This is a genomic window from Escherichia sp. WS1152 (assembly GCF_046487665.1).
Taxonomy (GTDB): domain Bacteria; phylum Pseudomonadota; class Gammaproteobacteria; order Enterobacterales; family Enterobacteriaceae; genus Escherichia; species Escherichia coli.
Window position 1 is genome coordinate 208,126 of the sequence record NZ_JBJQJA010000006.1, and the last position, 16,829, is coordinate 224,954.

Sequence of the window (16,829 nt, forward strand, 5' to 3'; positions counted from 1 at the left end):
CAGTGTGACCTTAATTGTCCCATAACGGAACTCCATGACCAACTACAGCCTGCGCGCACGCATGATGATTCTGATCCTGGCACCGACCGTCCTTATTGGTTTATTGCTGAGTATCTTTTTCGTCGTGCATCGCTATAACGACTTGCAGCGTCAACTGGAAGATGCCGGTGCCAGCATTATTGAGCCGCTTGCAGTTTCTACTGAATATGGCATGAGCCTGCAAAATCGCGAATCTATCGGTCAGTTAATAAGCGTACTGCATCGTCGCCATTCCGATATTGTTCGCGCGATTTCGGTTTATGATGAAAATAACCGACTCTTTGTCACCTCCAATTTTCATCTTGATCCCTCATCAATGCAGCTCGGCAGCAACGTGCCGTTTCCTCGCCAGCTCACTGTCACTCGTGACGGCGATATTATGATCCTCCGCACGCCGATTATTTCTGAGAGTTACTCCCCCGACGAATCGCCCAGTAGCGATGCCAAAAATAGTCAAAATATGTTGGGATATATTGCGCTTGAGCTGGATCTTAAATCGGTTCGCTTGCAGCAATATAAAGAGATCTTTATTTCCAGCGTGATGATGCTGTTTTGTATCGGTATTGCGCTTATTTTTGGCTGGCGCTTAATGCGCGATGTAACCGGTCCGATTCGCAACATGGTGAATACCGTCGACCGCATCCGTCGCGGGCAACTCGACAGCCGGGTGGAAGGATTTATGCTCGGCGAGCTGGATATGCTGAAAAACGGTATCAACTCGATGGCAATGTCGCTGGCTGCTTATCACGAAGAGATGCAGCACAATATCGACCAGGCGACGTCCGATCTGCGTGAAACGCTGGAGCAGATGGAAATTCAGAACGTTGAGTTGGATCTGGCGAAAAAGCGCGCCCAGGAAGCGGCACGTATTAAATCCGAGTTTCTGGCAAATATGTCACACGAGCTGCGTACACCACTGAATGGTGTTATTGGCTTTACCCGCCTGACGCTGAAAACAGAATTAACACCAACGCAGCGCGATCACCTGAATACGATTGAACGTTCGGCAAATAATTTGCTGGCAATTATTAATGATGTTCTCGACTTCTCGAAACTGGAAGCAGGTAAGCTGATTCTGGAAAGTATTCCATTCCCACTACGCAGCACGCTGGATGAAGTCGTTACTCTGCTGGCACATTCTTCTCACGATAAAGGGTTGGAACTGACGCTCAATATTAAAAGCGACGTGCCTGATAACGTGATCGGCGACCCACTGCGATTACAGCAAATCATCACTAACCTGGTGGGGAATGCAATTAAATTCACCGAGAATGGCAACATTGATATTCTGGTAGAAAAACGTGCGCTGAGTAATACCAAAGTGCAGATTGAAGTGCAGATTCGGGATACCGGCATTGGTATTCCTGAACGCGATCAATCGCGCTTATTCCAGGCCTTCCGACAGGCTGATGCCAGTATTTCCCGCCGTCATGGTGGCACCGGGCTGGGGCTGGTGATTACACAAAAACTGGTTAATGAAATGGGCGGCGATATTTCGTTCCATAGCCAGCCGAATCGCGGTTCAACTTTCTGGTTCCACATTAATCTCGATCTGAACCCGAACATTATTATTGAAGGGCCATCCACCCAGTGCCTCGCCGGTAAACGCCTGGCCTATGTCGAACCAAACTCCGCAGCAGCGCAATGCACGCTGGATATTTTAAGTGAAACGCCGCTGGAAGTGGTTTATAGCCCAACGTTCTCCGCGCTGCCTCCCGCGCATTACGACATGATGTTGTTAGGCATCGCGGTGACCTTCCGCGAGCCGCTAACAATGCAACATGAGCGATTAGCGAAAGCGGTATCGATGACCGATTTCCTGATGCTGGCACTTCCTTGCCATGCACAAGTCAATGCTGAAAAACTCAAGCAAGATGGTATCGGCGCGTGTCTGCTGAAACCCCTGACGCCTACACGTCTGTTGCCTGTACTGACCGAGTTTTGTCATCAAACACAAAATACGCTGTTGCCTGTCACCGATGAAAGTAAGCTGGCAATGACGGTTATGGCTGTTGATGATAACCCAGCAAACCTGAAACTTATCGGCGCATTGCTGGAAGATATGGTGCAACATGTGGAACTTTGCGATAGCGGGCATCAGGCGGTTGAACGGGCGAAACAGATGCCGTTCGATTTGATCTTAATGGATATTCAAATGCCGGACATGGACGGCATTCGGGCCTGCGAACTCATCCACCAGCTCCCCCATCAGCAACAAACGCCGGTTATCGCGGTAACGGCGCATGCAATGGCCGGGCAAAAAGAGAAGCTGCTTGGCGCAGGGATGAGCGATTATCTGGCGAAACCGATTGAAGAAGAGCGATTGCATAATTTGCTGTTGCGCTACAAGCCTGGCAGCGGTATTTCGTCTCGCGTCGTGACGCCCGAAGTCAACGAAATTGTGGTGAACCCGAATGCGACCCTCGACTGGCAACTGGCACTACGCCAGGCAGCAGGAAAAACCGATTTAGCGCGCGATATGCTGCAAATGTTACTCGATTTCCTGCCTGAAGTTCGCAACAAAGTTGAGGAACAGCTGGTTGGAGAAAACCCGGAAGGCCTGGTTGATTTGATTCATAAACTGCATGGCAGTTGCGGCTATAGCGGTGTGCCGCGTATGAAGAATCTCTGCCAACTGATCGAACAACAGCTACGTAGCGGTACTAAAGAAGAAGATTTGGAGCCGGAGCTGCTGGAACTGTTGGACGAGATGGATAATGTCGCGCGCGAAGCCAGCAAAATTCTCGGGTAACGGACGTCTTGTCGAGTAGCAATCGGCTTTTTATGACGCTGGTTTCAGATTGGTGACAAAGTGCCTGTGTTTATGCCGGATGCGGCGTTAACGCCTTATCCGGCCTACAAAACCAATTAAATTCAATGAATTAAAAAATGATGTAGACCTGATACATAGCACAACAGGCTATTTTGCGTTTAGCATCAGTCTCAAGCCGGCTCCAGATAGAGCCGGTTTTGGTTTTCTGTCTTAACGCACCATGCACGGGCGCTTGTTATCGAACGTCCAGCCAGGAATCAGATACTGCATTCCCATCGCATCGTCACGCGCGCCAAGCCCGTGTTTCTGATACAGCTCATGGGCTTTCATCACTTGATCCATATCGATTTCTACACCCAGCCCCGGTTTTTCTGGCACCTGTACCAGCCCGCCTTTGATCTCAAACGGTTCTTTGGTCAGGCGCTGATTACCTTCCTGCCAGATCCAGTGCGTATCAATAGCAGTAATTTTACCCGGTGCAGCGGCGGCAACATGGGTAAACATCGCCAGGGAAATATCGAAGTGGTTGTTTGAGTGTGAACCCCAGGTCAGGCCAAATTCATGGCACATTTGCGCCACACGTACCGAACCTTGCATCGTCCAGAAATGCGGATCCGCCAGCGGGATATCAACGGATTGCAGGGAGAGCGTATGGCCCATCTGCCGCCAGTCGGTGGCGATCATATTGGTTGCGGTCGGCAGGCCAGTTGCGCGACGGAACTCAGCCATCACTTCACGCCCGGAGAAACCTTGCTCCGCACCACACGGATCTTCTGCATAAGCCAGCGACCCTTTCAGGTATTTACCAATTTTAATCGCTTCGTTCAGCGACCAGGCACCGTTAGGATCGAGCGTAATACGCGCCTGCGGGAAGCGTTGCGCCAGTGCCACAATAGACTCGGCCTCTTCTTCCCCGGCCAGTACACCGCCTTTCAGTTTGAAATCGTTGAAGCCATATTTTTCATACGCCGCTTCCGCCAGGCGCACCACCGCATCCGGCGTCATCGCTTCTTCATGACGCAGGCGATACCAGTCGCATGAGTCATCCGGCTGGCTTTGATACGGCAGCGGTGTGGCTTTGCGATCACCGACGAAGAACAGATAACCGAGCATTTCGACTTCGCTACGCTGTTGACCATCGCCCAGCAGCGATGCCACGTTTACCCCCAGATGCTGCCCCAGCAGATCCAGCATTGCCGCTTCTATCCCGGTAACTACATGAATAGTGGTACGCAAATCAAATGTCTGCAAACCGCGCCCACCAGCATCACGATCGGCAAAAGTATTACGCACCAGCGTCAGAACGTTTTTGTATTCACCCAGCGTTTTACCTACCACCAGCGGAATCGCATCTTCCAGCGTTTTACGGATTTTCTCGCCGCCGGGAATTTCCCCTACGCCAGTGTGACCAGAATTATCTTTGATAATCACAATATTACGCGTAAAGAACGGTGCGTGTGCACCACTCAGATTCATCAGCATACTGTCATGACCCGCCACCGGGATGACCTGCATTTCAGTAACAACAGGCGTCGTAAATTGAGAACTCATATTTATGTCCTTTTTCAGAATCAATGACGGCCGAAAACGGGACGTTTACGGTCAAAGGTCCAGCCGGGGATCAGGTACTGCATCGGACCTGCGTCGTTACGCGCACCGCCAGGCAGACGTTTATAGGCCTCATGTGCCTTTTGTACCTGTTCCCAGTCCAGTTCCACGCCCAGACCGGGCGCATCAGGAACGGCAATTTTTCCGTTTTTAATCTCCAGCGGATTTTTGGTCAGGCGACAATCGCCCTCCTGCCAAATCCAGTGGGTATCGATAGCGGTAGGATTACCCGGTGCCGCCGCGCCCACATGGGTAAACATCGCCAGAGAGATATCGAAATGGTTATTAGAATGGCAGCCCCAGGTCAGCCCCCAGTCGTCGCAAAGCTGCGCCACACGGACTGCACCGGAAAGCGTCCAGAAGTGCGGATCGGCAAGTGGAATATCTACCGCATTGAGCATCACCGCATGACCCATTTCGCGCCAGTTGGTGGCGATCATGTTAGTCGCGACGGGCAAGCCGGTCGCCCGCCGAAACTCCGCCATCACTTCACGACCGGAGAAACCCTGTTCTGCGCCGCATGGATCTTCGGCATAGGTAAGAACATCATTCAGCCCTTTGCATAGAGAAATGGCTTCATCAAGTAGCCAGGCACCGTTGGGATCAACGGTAATCCGCGCATCAGGGAAGCGTTTCTTCAATGCCCGAACAGTGTCGATTTCTTGCTCGCCAGGTAACACCCCGCCCTTAAGTTTGAAATCTTTAAAGCCATAGCGATCCTGTGAGGCTTCCGCCAGACGCACAACGGCTTCGCTGTTCATCGCTTTCTGATGGCGCAACTGATACCACTCATGGTTGCCCGGCGTATTTTCCAGATAAGGAAGATCGGTTTTGGTCCGATCACCGATATAAAACAGATAACCGAGGACGGTAATAGTCTCGCGTTGCTTGCCTGGCCCCAACAGTTCGCAGACCGGAACATTCAGCGCCTTACCTAGCAGGTCAAGCAAGGCGGCTTCCAGCGCCGCCACGGCATTAACGCGCAATTCAAAAGTCCAGGCACCTTTGCCGAAGGTATCAAAATCGGCCGCCTGATTACCTATATGCACCTGCTGAACCACTTTATTCAGGCGCGCAACTTCCTGGCCCAGCACCATCGGAATAGCATCGACAAGCGTCTGATAAATCACCTCTCCGCCCGGCGCTTCACCAATACCGGTATGCCCGGCATTATCGGTGAGTACCACAATATTGCGGGTGAAATATGCGCTATGTGCACCACCAATATTAAGCAACATGCTATCGTGCCCGGCGACCGGAATGACTTTCATATCAGTAATAACAGGACTGGATTGTGTCGTCATCTTATTGCCCCGCGACAGGTTTCAGCTCGATACGCTTGATATCGCCCACCAGCACCAGGTAGCTCAGTACCGCGATTAAGGCATGAACACCAACATAAATCAGCGCCCCATTAAAGGAGCCAGTCGTGCCAACGATATAACCAATTGCGATTGGCGTGACGATGCCAGAAATGTTACCGAACATGTTGAACAGGCCACCGGAAAGACCGCTGATCTCTTTTGGCGCGGTATCTGCCATTACTGCCCAACCCAGCGCCCCGATGCCCTTACCGAAGAAGGCCAGCGCCATAAAGCCGATGATCATCCACTCAACGTTGACGTAGTTGCAGAACACCATCACCATCGACAGCAACATGCCCATTACGATCGGTGTTTTACGCGCAATGTTCAGCGATCCCGTGCGGCGCATCAGCCAGTCGGAAATAATCCCACCCAGCACACCGCCGATAAAACCGCAAACCGCCGGAACGGAAGCCACAAAGCCCGCTTTCAGAATCGACATCCCGCGTGCCTGCACCAGATAAACCGGGAACCAGGTAATAAAGAAGTAAGTCAGGGCGTTGATACAGTACTGACCGATATAAACGCCGATCATCATCCGTGACCCGAGCAGCTGTTTGATCTGCCCCCACTTCACGCTGAACGGCACTTTAACTTTGGTGTTTTGCTGATCCATATTGATCAGCGCGCCACCCGCGGCGATATACTCCAGCTCTTTCTGATTTACCCCCGGATGTTGATTTGGCTCGTGGATGACTTTCAACCAGATAAAGCTGATGACAATCCCCAGACCGCCCATAAAGAAGAAGACGTGTGACCAGCCCACTTCATGCGTCAGCCAGCCCATAATCGGCGCGAAGATCACCGTTGCGAAGTATTGAGCGGAGTTAAAAATCGACACCGCCGTTCCCCTTTCCTGCGCCGGAAACCAGGCCGCAACAATGCGACTGTTGCCGGGGAAAGATGGCGCTTCAGCAAGCCCGACCAGGAAGCGCAGAGTAAACAGGGCAACGATAATGCCGAATCCACTAAAGATATCGACGAAGCCTTGCAGCAAGGTAAACATCGACCAGATAAAGATCGACCAGAAGTAGACGCGTTTTGAACCAAAACGGTCCAGCAACCAGCCACCAGGGATCTGCCCGATAACATAAGCCCATGAGAAGGCAGAGAACACATAGCCCATTCCCACGGGATCAAGGCCGATATCTTTGGCCATTTCCGAACCGGCAATAGAAAGCGTAGCGCGGTCGCCGTAGTTGAAGGATGTGACGATAAACAACATCACCACTATCCAGTAACGAGCATTCGTGCGTTTTTCCACACTGCTCGCAGCCTGACTTAAAGAACTCATTGTTGCACTCCTGAAAATTCGCGTTAGCCACGCTCACTCTGGACTGCGACATAGCCAGGAAATCAGAGGTGACGTAGGGTGTTTTTTGCCGTTTTTATAGGTCGTTCGCCGAATACGGCGCGTGTTTATATCTGGCAATAGCAGTATAAAAAGCGCGCCATAGCGGCTCACCGTGCAACAACACAACATTAATGCGTTCAATGAGGCCCGATTTTGGCATTAGCCCTGGACGGTGGAATCCACTTCACGGAAATGAAAACAAGAACAAGAAAGGAAGGGTTAAAACGAAGAAATAAAGAAGAGTATGAAATGGATCGCTTGACTCCAGGCAAACGCCAGTAAAAATCCGCGCTATGAAGCAGTTTTTACTGGCATTTGCCTGAAAATATTCGATTCAGCACCGCTAAAACGACATTTACCGCTCGCTGAACATATCAGGACAACAGCGTGCCCCACTGTTCGACCCACGGATTTGATTCCGTTTCCGGTTCCGGGTTCTCACTGGCGTCAATCAACAGCATTTCGCCAACCCGCTGAGCGCTCTGTTCCTGCAACAAGGCATCGAACTGTTTGCCGCCATTGCAGAAATTTACATAACTGCTGTCGCCGAGCGCAATCACGCCATAACGCAGATTCGGCTGGAAGCCCAGACTATCTTTGATTCCCTGAAAGAGCGGCACAATGCTATCAGGAAGGTCGCCCTGCCCGGTCGTGGACGTAACCACCAGAACATACTTATCCTGATAGGGCAGCCAGTCGCTTAATTCAGGATCTTCAAATACCGTTGCTTTGTGGCCCTGTGCGGTCAGAATTGCTTCTGCTTCTTCCGCCACTAACAGCGAATTTCCGTACATGGTGCCGACAAAAATACCAATTTCCGCCATACCGTTTTCTCCCTGGATTAGGAACTTATCTCTCCATCCTGACCCGATGGCGCACTGAACTCAACCCTTTCATTTTCAGGAAGCAGACCGCGCCAGCCAAATTGTGATAACGCCTGCATCCAGGTGTCGTCCAGGCCCGCGTGAATAGTCAGCGGCTCGCCAGTAAAAGGATGCGTCAATGACAACTGACTGGCATGTAGCATTAACCGCTGGAGGCCAAAATGCTCAGCACCGCTGCGATTCTGGCGTAAATCGCCATGTTTGCTATCGCCAATAATCGGATGACGCAAATGGGCAAGATGTCGGCGAAGCTGATGTTTGCGTCCGGTTTTCGGCTCCAGTTCCACCAGGCCGTAGCGCGTGGTCGGGTAACGTCCGGTCGCTACCGGCATTTCTACGGTCGCCAGACCGCGATAATGCGTCACTGCTGGCTGCGAGCCTTTATCTTCGCGGGCAAATTTATCAGCGATTTTGTCCAGTTCTTCCACCAGTGGATAATCCAGAACTGCTTCTTCCATCAACCAGCCGCGCACAATCGCATGGTAACGTTTCTGGATTTGGTGCTGTTCAAACTGTTGTGCCAGCAGCCGTCCGGCCTCGCTGGATAATCCCATCAACAACACACCAGAAGTGGGTCGGTCCAGACGATGAGCGGTAAAAACGTGCTGGCCAATCTGATCACGCACGGTTTGCATGACCACTACTTTCTCGTCGCGATCCAGCCAGCTGCGGTGAACCAGCCAGCCGGAGGGTTTATTTACCGCAACCAGCCATTCATCCTGATAGAGTATTTCCAGCATTAGCTCGCATCATCCGCAAAAAGAGCATCCAGTTTTTCCAGCTCAGCCAGAATAAGCGCGCGTTGCGGATGGTCCGTCGCCAGCGCCATTTCATAATAGGGTGCAACGGCAAAAGCGCCCGGTAACGGCTGTTTGTTATCTAACAAATCGTGCATTCGCGGGATCAGCACCCACTGCAACCACTCCAGTGGTTCCATGGTGTCCATAAAGAACGGTTGGGTACTATTAAATTGATGCGGCTGGGGTTCATCGTTTCGCCAGTGCTGATGTTCACGCAGTAACGCTTCAAGCGCCTGCAACTGGAGACGAACGCGGTCATGAGTGGTCATAAAGCAACCTCAATAAGAAAAACTGCCGCGAAGGATAGCAGGAATAAAAAAAGGGAGCACTGTATTCACAGCGCTCCCGGTTCGTTTCGCAGCATTCCAGCTACTTTTGTTGCTCCCTGCTCATCCTTGACAACTTTTCCTCTGGCCTTGCGGCCAATCGTTCATCCTGAACTATTGCTTCCTGCTCACACCACCCCGATGTGATACTTCATCCTGAAGTGTCCCTGGCCTTCCTGACCCACCGAATCATCCTGACCGGTTCTCATTCTCCATCCTGGAGGTGTCCTTTAACGCGTCCTGCGTCATCCTCTTCGCTTCATCCAGAAGCCTTTCCCTGAAACACCATCCTGGTGTGTCCTGCAGAAGTGTCATCATCCTGATGTTCACTTCGTTGTCTGACTCCCTGTCGACGAAGATAGAATCGTCTTTTTCGCGAAGTCTTACAAGGCGCTTACAGACAATGCCTTAAGGAAAATTTCATATGAAAGTTAAGAATTAACAATCAACATTTTGATTTTAAATGAAAATAACGATTCTTATCTTTTTAAGTATTCGCTTATTTCCTGGCGATCTCCTACAGAGTCTGTAAGAGATCTCTCACAACCAGATGGGGTATTTGGATTACAGAAGAGGCTTAAGTTGATTAAGGAATTCCGCAAGATTTGAGGCTAAATGCGTCCGTTTACGTGTTCCCAGCGTCTCTTTGCACACTTCACCGGAGAGATTACACACCGAGATGACCTCTAACTCTTCTTCCAGCGTCGCGATAAATAGCGTGGGCGGCAGTTTTAGCCTTTTCTGAGTCACCAGATGACCAATCAGATTTTCCTGCACCCGACGGAAGTCGTCTTCACTCCAGGTTTGCAGCAATGTCAGTTTGATATCGCCAAACTGCGCGTGCATATCCCCGGCAAACTGAGTCGTATAAAAGGTATGAATTGTGGGTTGTATCACAATATCAAAAGCGCGTTCAACCGCGTTTACATTTTGTTCCCCGGTAAACGGCTGGGGTTGCCAGTATACGGCATCTTCGGTAGTTGAAATAATGCACGGTGAAGGAACACCGTACAGTTCCTCACTTAACGGCCAGCTTTTATGCTCTTCATGCCACGCATCGCAGTAGCGTGCAGTAAAATCTTTCAGGGCTTGTGCGGTCAAATCGTCCACTAATTTCTCTCTTCACTTAAACCAGATACACTTGTCGTTTAGTTTATCTGGTTTATGACGGTGAAACATGTCTTCTTATGCAAACCATCAGGCACTTGCGGGCCTGACTCTTGGAAAATCAACCGATTACCGGGATACCTATGACGCCAGCCTACTGCAAGGCGTTCCACGCAGCCTGAATCGCGACCCGCTGGGTCTGAAAGCGGATAACCTGCCTTTTCACGGTACGGATATCTGGACGCTGTATGAACTTTCCTGGCTGAATGCGAAAGGTTTGCCGCAGGTCGCTGTCGGTCATGTTGAACTTGATTACACCAGCGTAAATCTGATTGAGTCGAAGAGTTTTAAGCTCTATCTCAACAGTTTTAACCAGACGCGTTTTAATAACTGGGATGAGGTGCGCCAGACGCTGGAGCGCGACTTAAGCACTTGCGCCCAGGGTAAGGTTAGCGTGGCGTTATATCGTCTTGATGAACTGGAAGGCCAGCCGATAGGTCATTTCAATGGCACCTGCATTGATGACCAGGATATCACTATCGATAACTATGAATTCACTACTGACTATCTGGAGAATGCCACCAGCGGTGAAAAAGTAGTGGAAGAGACGCTTGTCAGCCACCTGCTGAAATCAAACTGCCTGATCACCCATCAACCAGATTGGGGTTCGATCCAAATTCAGTATCGTGGACGCCAAATTGACAGAGAAAAACTGCTGCGTTACCTGGTCTCATTCCGTCATCACAACGAGTTCCACGAACAGTGCGTGGAACGCATCTTTAATGACCTGTTACGCTTCTGCCAGCCAGAGAAATTAAGCGTTTACGCACGTTATACCCGTCGTGGCGGTCTGGACATTAACCCGTGGCGCAGTAATAGCGATTTTGTCCCATCGACCACAAGACTGGTTCGGCAATAAATTTTTTCTCAATTTTGCGTGCTGGATTCACGCAGAAGGTTGTGAAAGGTCATCAGGCAGGGCTATTGTAATCAAAGGGAATGACGATATTCGTCCCATAAGGAGTTTTTCTTGATTACACATATTAGCCCGCTTGGCTCCATGGATATGTTGTCGCAGCTGGAAGTGGATATGCTTAAACGCACCGCCAGCAGCGACCTCTATCAACTGTTTCGCAACTGTTCACTTGCCGTACTGAACTCCGGTAGTTTGACCGATAACAGCAAAGAATTGCTGTCTCGTTTTGAAAATTTCGATATTAACGTCCTGCGCCGTGAACGCGGCGTAAAGCTGGAACTGATTAATCCCCCGGAAGAGGCTTTTGTCGATGGGCGAATTATTCGCGCTTTGCAGGCCAACTTGTTCGCGGTTCTGCGAGACATTCTCTTCGTTTACGGGCAAATCCATAATACCGTTCGTTTTCCCAACCTGAATCTCGACAACTCCGTCCACATCACTAACCTGGTCTTTTCCATCTTGCGTAACGCTCGCGCGCTGCATGTGGGTGAAGCGCCAAATATGGTGGTCTGCTGGGGCGGTCACTCAATTAACGAAAATGAGTATTTGTATGCCCGTCGCGTCGGAAACCAGCTGGGCCTGCGTGAGCTGAATATCTGCACCGGCTGTGGTCCGGGAGCGATGGAAGCGCCGATGAAAGGTGCTGCGGTCGGACACGCGCAGCAGCGTTACAAAGACAGTCGTTTTATTGGTATGACAGAGCCGTCGATTATCGCCGCTGAACCGCCTAACCCGCTGGTCAACGAATTGATCATCATGCCGGATATCGAAAAACGTCTGGAAGCGTTTGTCCGTATCGCTCACGGCATCATTATCTTCCCTGGAGGTGTGGGTACGGCAGAAGAGTTGCTGTATTTGCTGGGAATTTTAATGAACCCGGCCAACAAAGATCAGGTTTTACCATTGATCCTCACCGGCCCGAAAGAGAGCGCCGACTACTTCCGCGTACTGGACGAGTTTGTCGTACATACGCTGGGCGAAAACGCGCGCCGCCATTACCGCATCATCATTGATGACGCCGCTGAAGTCGCTCGTCAGATGAAAAAATCGATGCCGCTGGTGAAAGAAAATCGCCGCGACACTGGTGACGCTTACAGCTTTAACTGGTCAATGCGCATTGCACCAGATTTGCAAATGCCGTTTGAGCCGTCTCACGAGAATATGGCTAATCTGAAGCTTTACCCGGATCAACCTGTTGAAGTGCTGGCTGCCGACCTGCGCCGTGCGTTCTCCGGTATTGTGGCGGGTAACGTAAAAGAAGTCGGTATTCGCGCCATTGAAGAGTTTGGTCCTTACAAAATCAACGGCGATAAAGAGATTATGCGTCGTATGGACGACCTGCTACAGGGTTTTGTTGCCCAGCATCGTATGAAGTTGCCAGGCTCAGCCTACATCCCTTGCTACGAAATCTGCACGTAATCTCCGCTCCCCCGGTGACGTTTGTTGCCGGGTTTTCTCGTTTTTGGTCACTTACTCATCAACTCATTTCATTTGTTATATGAATGTTTCTTACCACCCTCACGCGACAAATATCATCACAGTTAATATGTCATACAATTTATGTTGCAACGCAAACGTTTCCCTATTTTCATAAACCGTATTTTATCGCTATGAAAAAGAAATTATCGCCATGATTAACTAAAAGTATTGATTTTTTCAGTTCAACCTACATATATTGCGCGCCCCGGAAGAAGTCAGATGTCGTTTAATGGGCAAATATTGCCCTTAAATTCTCTTTTACTTTTGATTTACAGAGTAAAGCGTTGGGATAATCTATCTTCCAAGTAGATTATTGTATTTGAGATCAAGATCACTGATAGATACATAACTTGTGTGTATCTTTCCGCCCTCAAATTATTACGGCGGTAAATGATTAAGCCATCGCCGATAGACAGATTTCATTTTTACGGTCAGGCACCTTCCCGGGCTGAACTGGCTAAAAGCTGAATTATTTGCATTCCTCCAGGAGAAATAGATGGAAACGACTCAAACCAGCACGATTGCGTCGAAAGACTCTCGTAGTGCCTGGCGCAAGACAGACACCATGTGGATGCTGGGCCTTTACGGCACGGCAATCGGCGCGGGCGTGCTGTTCCTGCCAATCAACGCCGGTGTTGGCGGTATGATCCCGCTGATCATCATGGCTATCCTTGCGTTCCCGATGACGTTTTTTGCTCACCGCGGCCTGACTCGCTTCGTACTGTCTGGTAAAAACCCGGGCGAAGACATCACCGAGGTTGTAGAAGAACACTTTGGTATTGGCGCAGGTAAACTGATTACCCTGCTCTACTTCTTCGCTATCTACCCGATCCTGCTGGTTTATAGCGTGGCAATCACCAATACAGTTGAAAGCTTCATGTCTCACCAGCTGGGTATGACGCCACCGCCGCGTGCGATTCTGTCGCTGATCCTGATCGTGGGTATGATGACCATCGTTCGCTTCGGTGAGCAGATGATCGTTAAAGCGATGAGTATTCTGGTATTCCCGTTTGTTGGCGTACTGATGCTGCTGGCTCTGTACCTCATCCCGCAGTGGAACGGCGCAGCACTGGAAACGCTGTCTCTGGACACTGCATCTGCAACCGGAAACGGTCTGTGGATGACCCTGTGGCTGGCAATTCCGGTAATGGTGTTCTCGTTCAACCACTCTCCGATCATCTCTTCTTTCGCCGTTGCGAAGCGTGAAGAGTACGGCGATATGGCAGAACAGAAATGCTCGAAGATCCTGGCATTCGCACACATCATGATGGTGCTGACCGTAATGTTCTTCGTCTTCAGCTGCGTACTGAGCCTGACTCCGGCAGACCTGGCTGCGGCTAAAGAGCAGAACATCTCGATTCTGTCTTACCTGGCTAACCACTTTAACGCACCGGTTATCGCGTGGATGGCTCCGATTATCGCGATTATCGCTATCACCAAATCCTTCCTCGGCCACTACCTGGGCGCACGTGAAGGCTTCAACGGTATGGTGATTAAATCTCTGCGTGGTAAAGGTAAGTCTATCGAAATCAACAAGCTGAACCGTATCACTGCGCTGTTCATGCTGGTAACGACCTGGATTGTTGCCACCCTGAACCCGAGCATCCTGGGTATGATTGAAACCCTGGGCGGCCCAATCATCGCGATGATCCTGTTCCTGATGCCGATGTACGCAATTCAGAAAGTACCGGCAATGCGTAAGTACAGCGGTCACATCAGCAACGTATTCGTTGTCGTGATGGGTCTGATTGCAATCTCCGCAATCTTCTACTCTCTGTTCAGCTAAGTCCTTTCGCGCCGCTTTCGGGCGGCGCTTCCTCCGTTTTAACGCGATGTATTTCCTATGATTAGCGTATTCGATATTTTCAAAATCGGCATTGGCCCTTCCAGTTCTCATACCGTTGGACCAATGAAAGCGGGTAAACAATTTACCGACGATCTGATTGCCCGTAATCTGCTTAAAGACGTGACCCGCGTGGTGGTTGACGTGTACGGCTCGCTCTCTCTGACCGGTAAAGGCCACCACACTGATATCGCCATTATTATGGGCCTGGCGGGTAACCTGCCGGATACCGTGGATATCGATTCCATCCCTGGTTTTATTCAGGATGTGAATACTCATGGTCGCCTGATGCTGGCAAACGGTCAGCATGAAGTGGAGTTCCCGGTTGATCAGTGCATGAACTTCCATGCAGACAACCTTTCTCTGCATGAAAACGGTATGCGCATTACCGCGCTGGCGGGCGATAAAGTCGTTTACAGCCAGACTTACTACTCTATTGGCGGTGGCTTTATCGTTGATGAAGAGCATTTTGGCCAGCAGAATAGCGCACCGGTTGAAGTTCCTTATCCGTACAGTTCAGCAGCCGATCTGCAAAAACATTGTCAGGAAACCGGGCTGTCACTCTCTGGCCTGATGATGAAAAACGAGCTGGCGCTGCACAGCAAAGAAGAGCTGGAACAGCACCTGGCGAACGTCTGGGAAGTCATGCGCGGCGGTATTGAGCGCGGTATTTCTACCGAAGGCGTGTTGCCTGGCAAACTGCGCGTACCACGCCGTGCTGCGGCACTACGCCGGATGCTGGTCAGCCAGGATAAAACCACCACTGACCCGATGGCGGTTGTTGACTGGATCAACATGTTTGCACTGGCAGTGAACGAAGAGAACGCCGCTGGCGGTCGCGTGGTGACTGCGCCGACTAACGGTGCGTGCGGGATTATCCCGGCTGTGCTGGCGTACTACGATAAGTTTATCCGCGAAGTGAACGCTAACTCACTGGCTCGTTACCTGCTGGTAGCCAGTGCCATTGGTTCTCTTTATAAGATGAACGCGTCAATTTCTGGTGCTGAAGTCGGCTGCCAGGGTGAAGTTGGTGTGGCGTGCTCAATGGCGGCGGCTGGTCTGGCAGAACTGTTAGGTGCAAGCCCGGCGCAGGTGTGCATCGCGGCGGAAATCGCCATGGAGCACAACCTCGGTCTGACGTGTGACCCGGTCGCCGGACAGGTCCAGGTGCCATGCATCGAGCGTAACGCCATTGCGGCAGTAAAAGCGGTGAACGCCGCACGTATGGCGCTACGCCGTACCAGCGAGCCGCGCGTCTGCCTCGATAAAGTTATCGAAACCATGTACGAAACAGGTAAAGATATGAACGCCAAGTACCGCGAAACCTCTCGCGGCGGCCTGGCAATGAAGATCGTTGCCTGCGATTAATCGCTCTCCAGAGGCCTCGTTTTGCGAGGCCTCTTCCCGATTTCTCATCCAGCCGTAGCCTGTTCCGGCATCGAATGTTACCCTTATCGCCTGATCTTTAAGGGGGTTATCGTGGCTGTTCATTTGCTTATTGTCGATGCACTGAATCTTATTCGTCGCATTCATGCCGTTCAGGGATCGCCCTGTGTCGAAACCTGCCAGCATGCGCTCGATCAGCTCATTATGCACAGCCAGCCAACCCACGCGGTCGCCGTTTTTGATGATGAAAACCGCAGTAGCGGCTGGCGTCATCAGCGTTTACCAGATTACAAAGCGGGTCGACCGCCAATGCCGGAAGAGTTGCACGACGAGATGCCTGCATTACGCGCCGCCTTTGAGCAACGCGGCGTCCCGTGCTGGTCAACCAGCGGCAACGAAGCCGATGACTTAGCCGCCACGCTGGCGGTCAAAGTGACACAGGCCGGGCATCAGGCAACGATTGTTTCGACAGATAAAGGCTACTGTCAGTTACTTTCACCGACATTACGTATTCGTGATTACTTCCAGAAACGTTGGCTGGATGCGCCATTTATCGATAAAGAATTTGGCGTTCAACCGCAGCAGTTGCCCGATTACTGGGGACTTGCGGGGATCAGCAGTTCAAAGGTACCGGGTGTTGCGGGAATCGGACCAAAAAGCGCCACGCAGCTGCTGGTCGAGTTTCAGAGTCTGGAAGGAATATATGAGAATCTGGATGCGGTTGCCGAAAAGTGGCGCAAAAAATTAGAAACCCATAAAGAGATGGCGTTTCTGTGCCGCGATATTGCCCGCTTACAAACCGATTTGCATATCGACGGCAATTTACAGCAATTGCGGTTGGTACGGTAACGGCGAGCCGGATACGCCGCAAACGTCGTATCCGGCATTAT

At 50.9% G+C, this 16,829-nt stretch carries 13 protein-coding genes; 6 read left to right on the plus strand and 7 right to left on the minus strand.

All coding sequences use genetic code 11. The features are described 5' to 3' along the window. Positions 1-34 precede the first annotated feature (34 nt). A complete protein-coding gene (barA, locus tag ACJHW7_RS12190) occupies positions 35-2,791 on the plus strand; it encodes a two-component sensor histidine kinase BarA (protein WP_021557152.1) in 2,757 nt (918 codons plus the stop codon). Positions 2,792-3,022: 231 nt separating this feature from the next. On the opposite strand, the gene gudD is transcribed toward barA, so the two are convergent. The 7 genes from gudD to syd all read right to left on the minus strand — a co-directional run bounded on the left by gudD (position 3,023) and on the right by syd (position 10,258). After that, entirely contained in the window at positions 3,023-4,363 is a 1,341-nt protein-coding gene (gene gudD, locus ACJHW7_RS12195; RefSeq protein WP_000098237.1) for a glucarate dehydratase, read from the minus strand. Between the two features lie 20 nt (positions 4,364-4,383). After that, complete coding sequence (locus ACJHW7_RS12200; RefSeq protein WP_000211815.1) at positions 4,384-5,724, minus strand: enolase C-terminal domain-like protein; 1,341 nt, start codon at positions 5,722-5,724, stop codon at positions 4,384-4,386. Position 5,725: 1 nt separating this feature from the next. Next, complete coding sequence (gene gudP, locus ACJHW7_RS12205; RefSeq protein WP_000097082.1) at positions 5,726-7,078, minus strand: galactarate/glucarate/glycerate transporter GudP; 1,353 nt, start codon at positions 7,076-7,078, stop codon at positions 5,726-5,728. 434 nt (positions 7,079-7,512) lie between these two features. After that, positions 7,513-7,962: a flavodoxin gene (locus ACJHW7_RS12210; protein ID WP_000807753.1), complete on the minus strand. Its 450-nt coding sequence runs from the start codon at positions 7,960-7,962 to the stop codon at positions 7,513-7,515. A 17-nt stretch (positions 7,963-7,979) separates the two neighbouring features. Then, complete coding sequence (gene truC / locus ACJHW7_RS12215; protein ID WP_000890008.1) at positions 7,980-8,762, minus strand: tRNA pseudouridine(65) synthase TruC; 783 nt, start codon at positions 8,760-8,762, stop codon at positions 7,980-7,982. Next, on the minus strand, positions 8,762-9,091 hold the full coding sequence (locus ACJHW7_RS12220; RefSeq protein ID WP_000206990.1) for a YqcC family protein: 330 nt from the start codon (positions 9,089-9,091) through the stop codon (positions 8,762-8,764). Before ACJHW7_RS12220 ends, truC begins: the two co-directional genes overlap by 1 nt. A 621-nt stretch (positions 9,092-9,712) precedes the next feature. After that, positions 9,713-10,258 (minus strand): SecY-interacting protein, encoded by a 546-nt coding sequence (syd, locus tag ACJHW7_RS12225; protein ID WP_000342431.1) that lies wholly within the window; start codon positions 10,256-10,258, stop codon positions 9,713-9,715. 67 nt (positions 10,259-10,325) lie between these two features. Between syd and queF the strand changes: the two genes are divergently transcribed. From queF to xni, 5 genes are all read left to right on the plus strand, one after another. Continuing rightward, complete coding sequence (gene queF / locus ACJHW7_RS12230; protein ID WP_000100430.1) at positions 10,326-11,174, plus strand: NADPH-dependent 7-cyano-7-deazaguanine reductase QueF; 849 nt, start codon at positions 10,326-10,328, stop codon at positions 11,172-11,174. A 111-nt stretch (positions 11,175-11,285) separates the two neighbouring features. Next, positions 11,286-12,650 (plus strand): nucleotide 5'-monophosphate nucleosidase PpnN, encoded by a 1,365-nt coding sequence (gene ppnN / locus ACJHW7_RS12235; RefSeq protein WP_000627995.1) that lies wholly within the window; start codon positions 11,286-11,288, stop codon positions 12,648-12,650. A 556-nt stretch (positions 12,651-13,206) separates the two neighbouring features. Next, entirely contained in the window at positions 13,207-14,496 is a 1,290-nt protein-coding gene (gene sdaC, locus ACJHW7_RS12240; RefSeq protein WP_000450476.1) for an HAAAP family serine/threonine permease SdaC, read from the plus strand. Positions 14,497-14,553: 57 nt separating this feature from the next. Beyond that, entirely contained in the window at positions 14,554-15,921 is a 1,368-nt protein-coding gene (gene sdaB / locus ACJHW7_RS12245; RefSeq protein ID WP_000626410.1) for an L-serine ammonia-lyase II, read from the plus strand. A 111-nt stretch (positions 15,922-16,032) separates the two neighbouring features. Beyond that, the gene (xni, locus tag ACJHW7_RS12250; RefSeq protein WP_000268232.1) at positions 16,033-16,788 is read left to right on the plus strand and encodes a flap endonuclease Xni; all 756 of its coding nucleotides are present in this window, start codon (positions 16,033-16,035) and stop codon (positions 16,786-16,788) included. The last annotated feature ends 41 nt before the right edge of the window (positions 16,789-16,829 follow it).

What these genes read in the sequence shown, in the direction of transcription:
- barA (WP_021557152.1), top strand. Translation starts at nt 35, where the DNA reads ATGACCAACTACAGCCTGCGCGCACGCATGATGATTCTGATCCTGGCA.
- gudD (WP_000098237.1), bottom strand. Translation starts at nt 4,363, where the DNA reads ATGAGTTCTCAATTTACGACGCCTGTTGTTACTGAAATGCAGGTCATC.
- ACJHW7_RS12200 (WP_000211815.1), bottom strand. Translation starts at nt 5,724, where the DNA reads ATGACGACACAATCCAGTCCTGTTATTACTGATATGAAAGTCATTCCG.
- gudP (WP_000097082.1), bottom strand. Translation starts at nt 7,078, where the DNA reads ATGAGTTCTTTAAGTCAGGCTGCGAGCAGTGTGGAAAAACGCACGAAT.
- ACJHW7_RS12210 (WP_000807753.1), bottom strand. Translation starts at nt 7,962, where the DNA reads ATGGCGGAAATTGGTATTTTTGTCGGCACCATGTACGGAAATTCGCTG.
- truC (WP_000890008.1), bottom strand. Translation starts at nt 8,762, where the DNA reads ATGCTGGAAATACTCTATCAGGATGAATGGCTGGTTGCGGTAAATAAA.
- ACJHW7_RS12220 (WP_000206990.1), bottom strand. Translation starts at nt 9,091, where the DNA reads ATGACCACTCATGACCGCGTTCGTCTCCAGTTGCAGGCGCTTGAAGCG.
- queF (WP_000100430.1), top strand. Translation starts at nt 10,326, where the DNA reads ATGTCTTCTTATGCAAACCATCAGGCACTTGCGGGCCTGACTCTTGGA.
- sdaC (WP_000450476.1), top strand. Translation starts at nt 13,207, where the DNA reads ATGGAAACGACTCAAACCAGCACGATTGCGTCGAAAGACTCTCGTAGT.
- sdaB (WP_000626410.1), top strand. Translation starts at nt 14,554, where the DNA reads ATGATTAGCGTATTCGATATTTTCAAAATCGGCATTGGCCCTTCCAGT.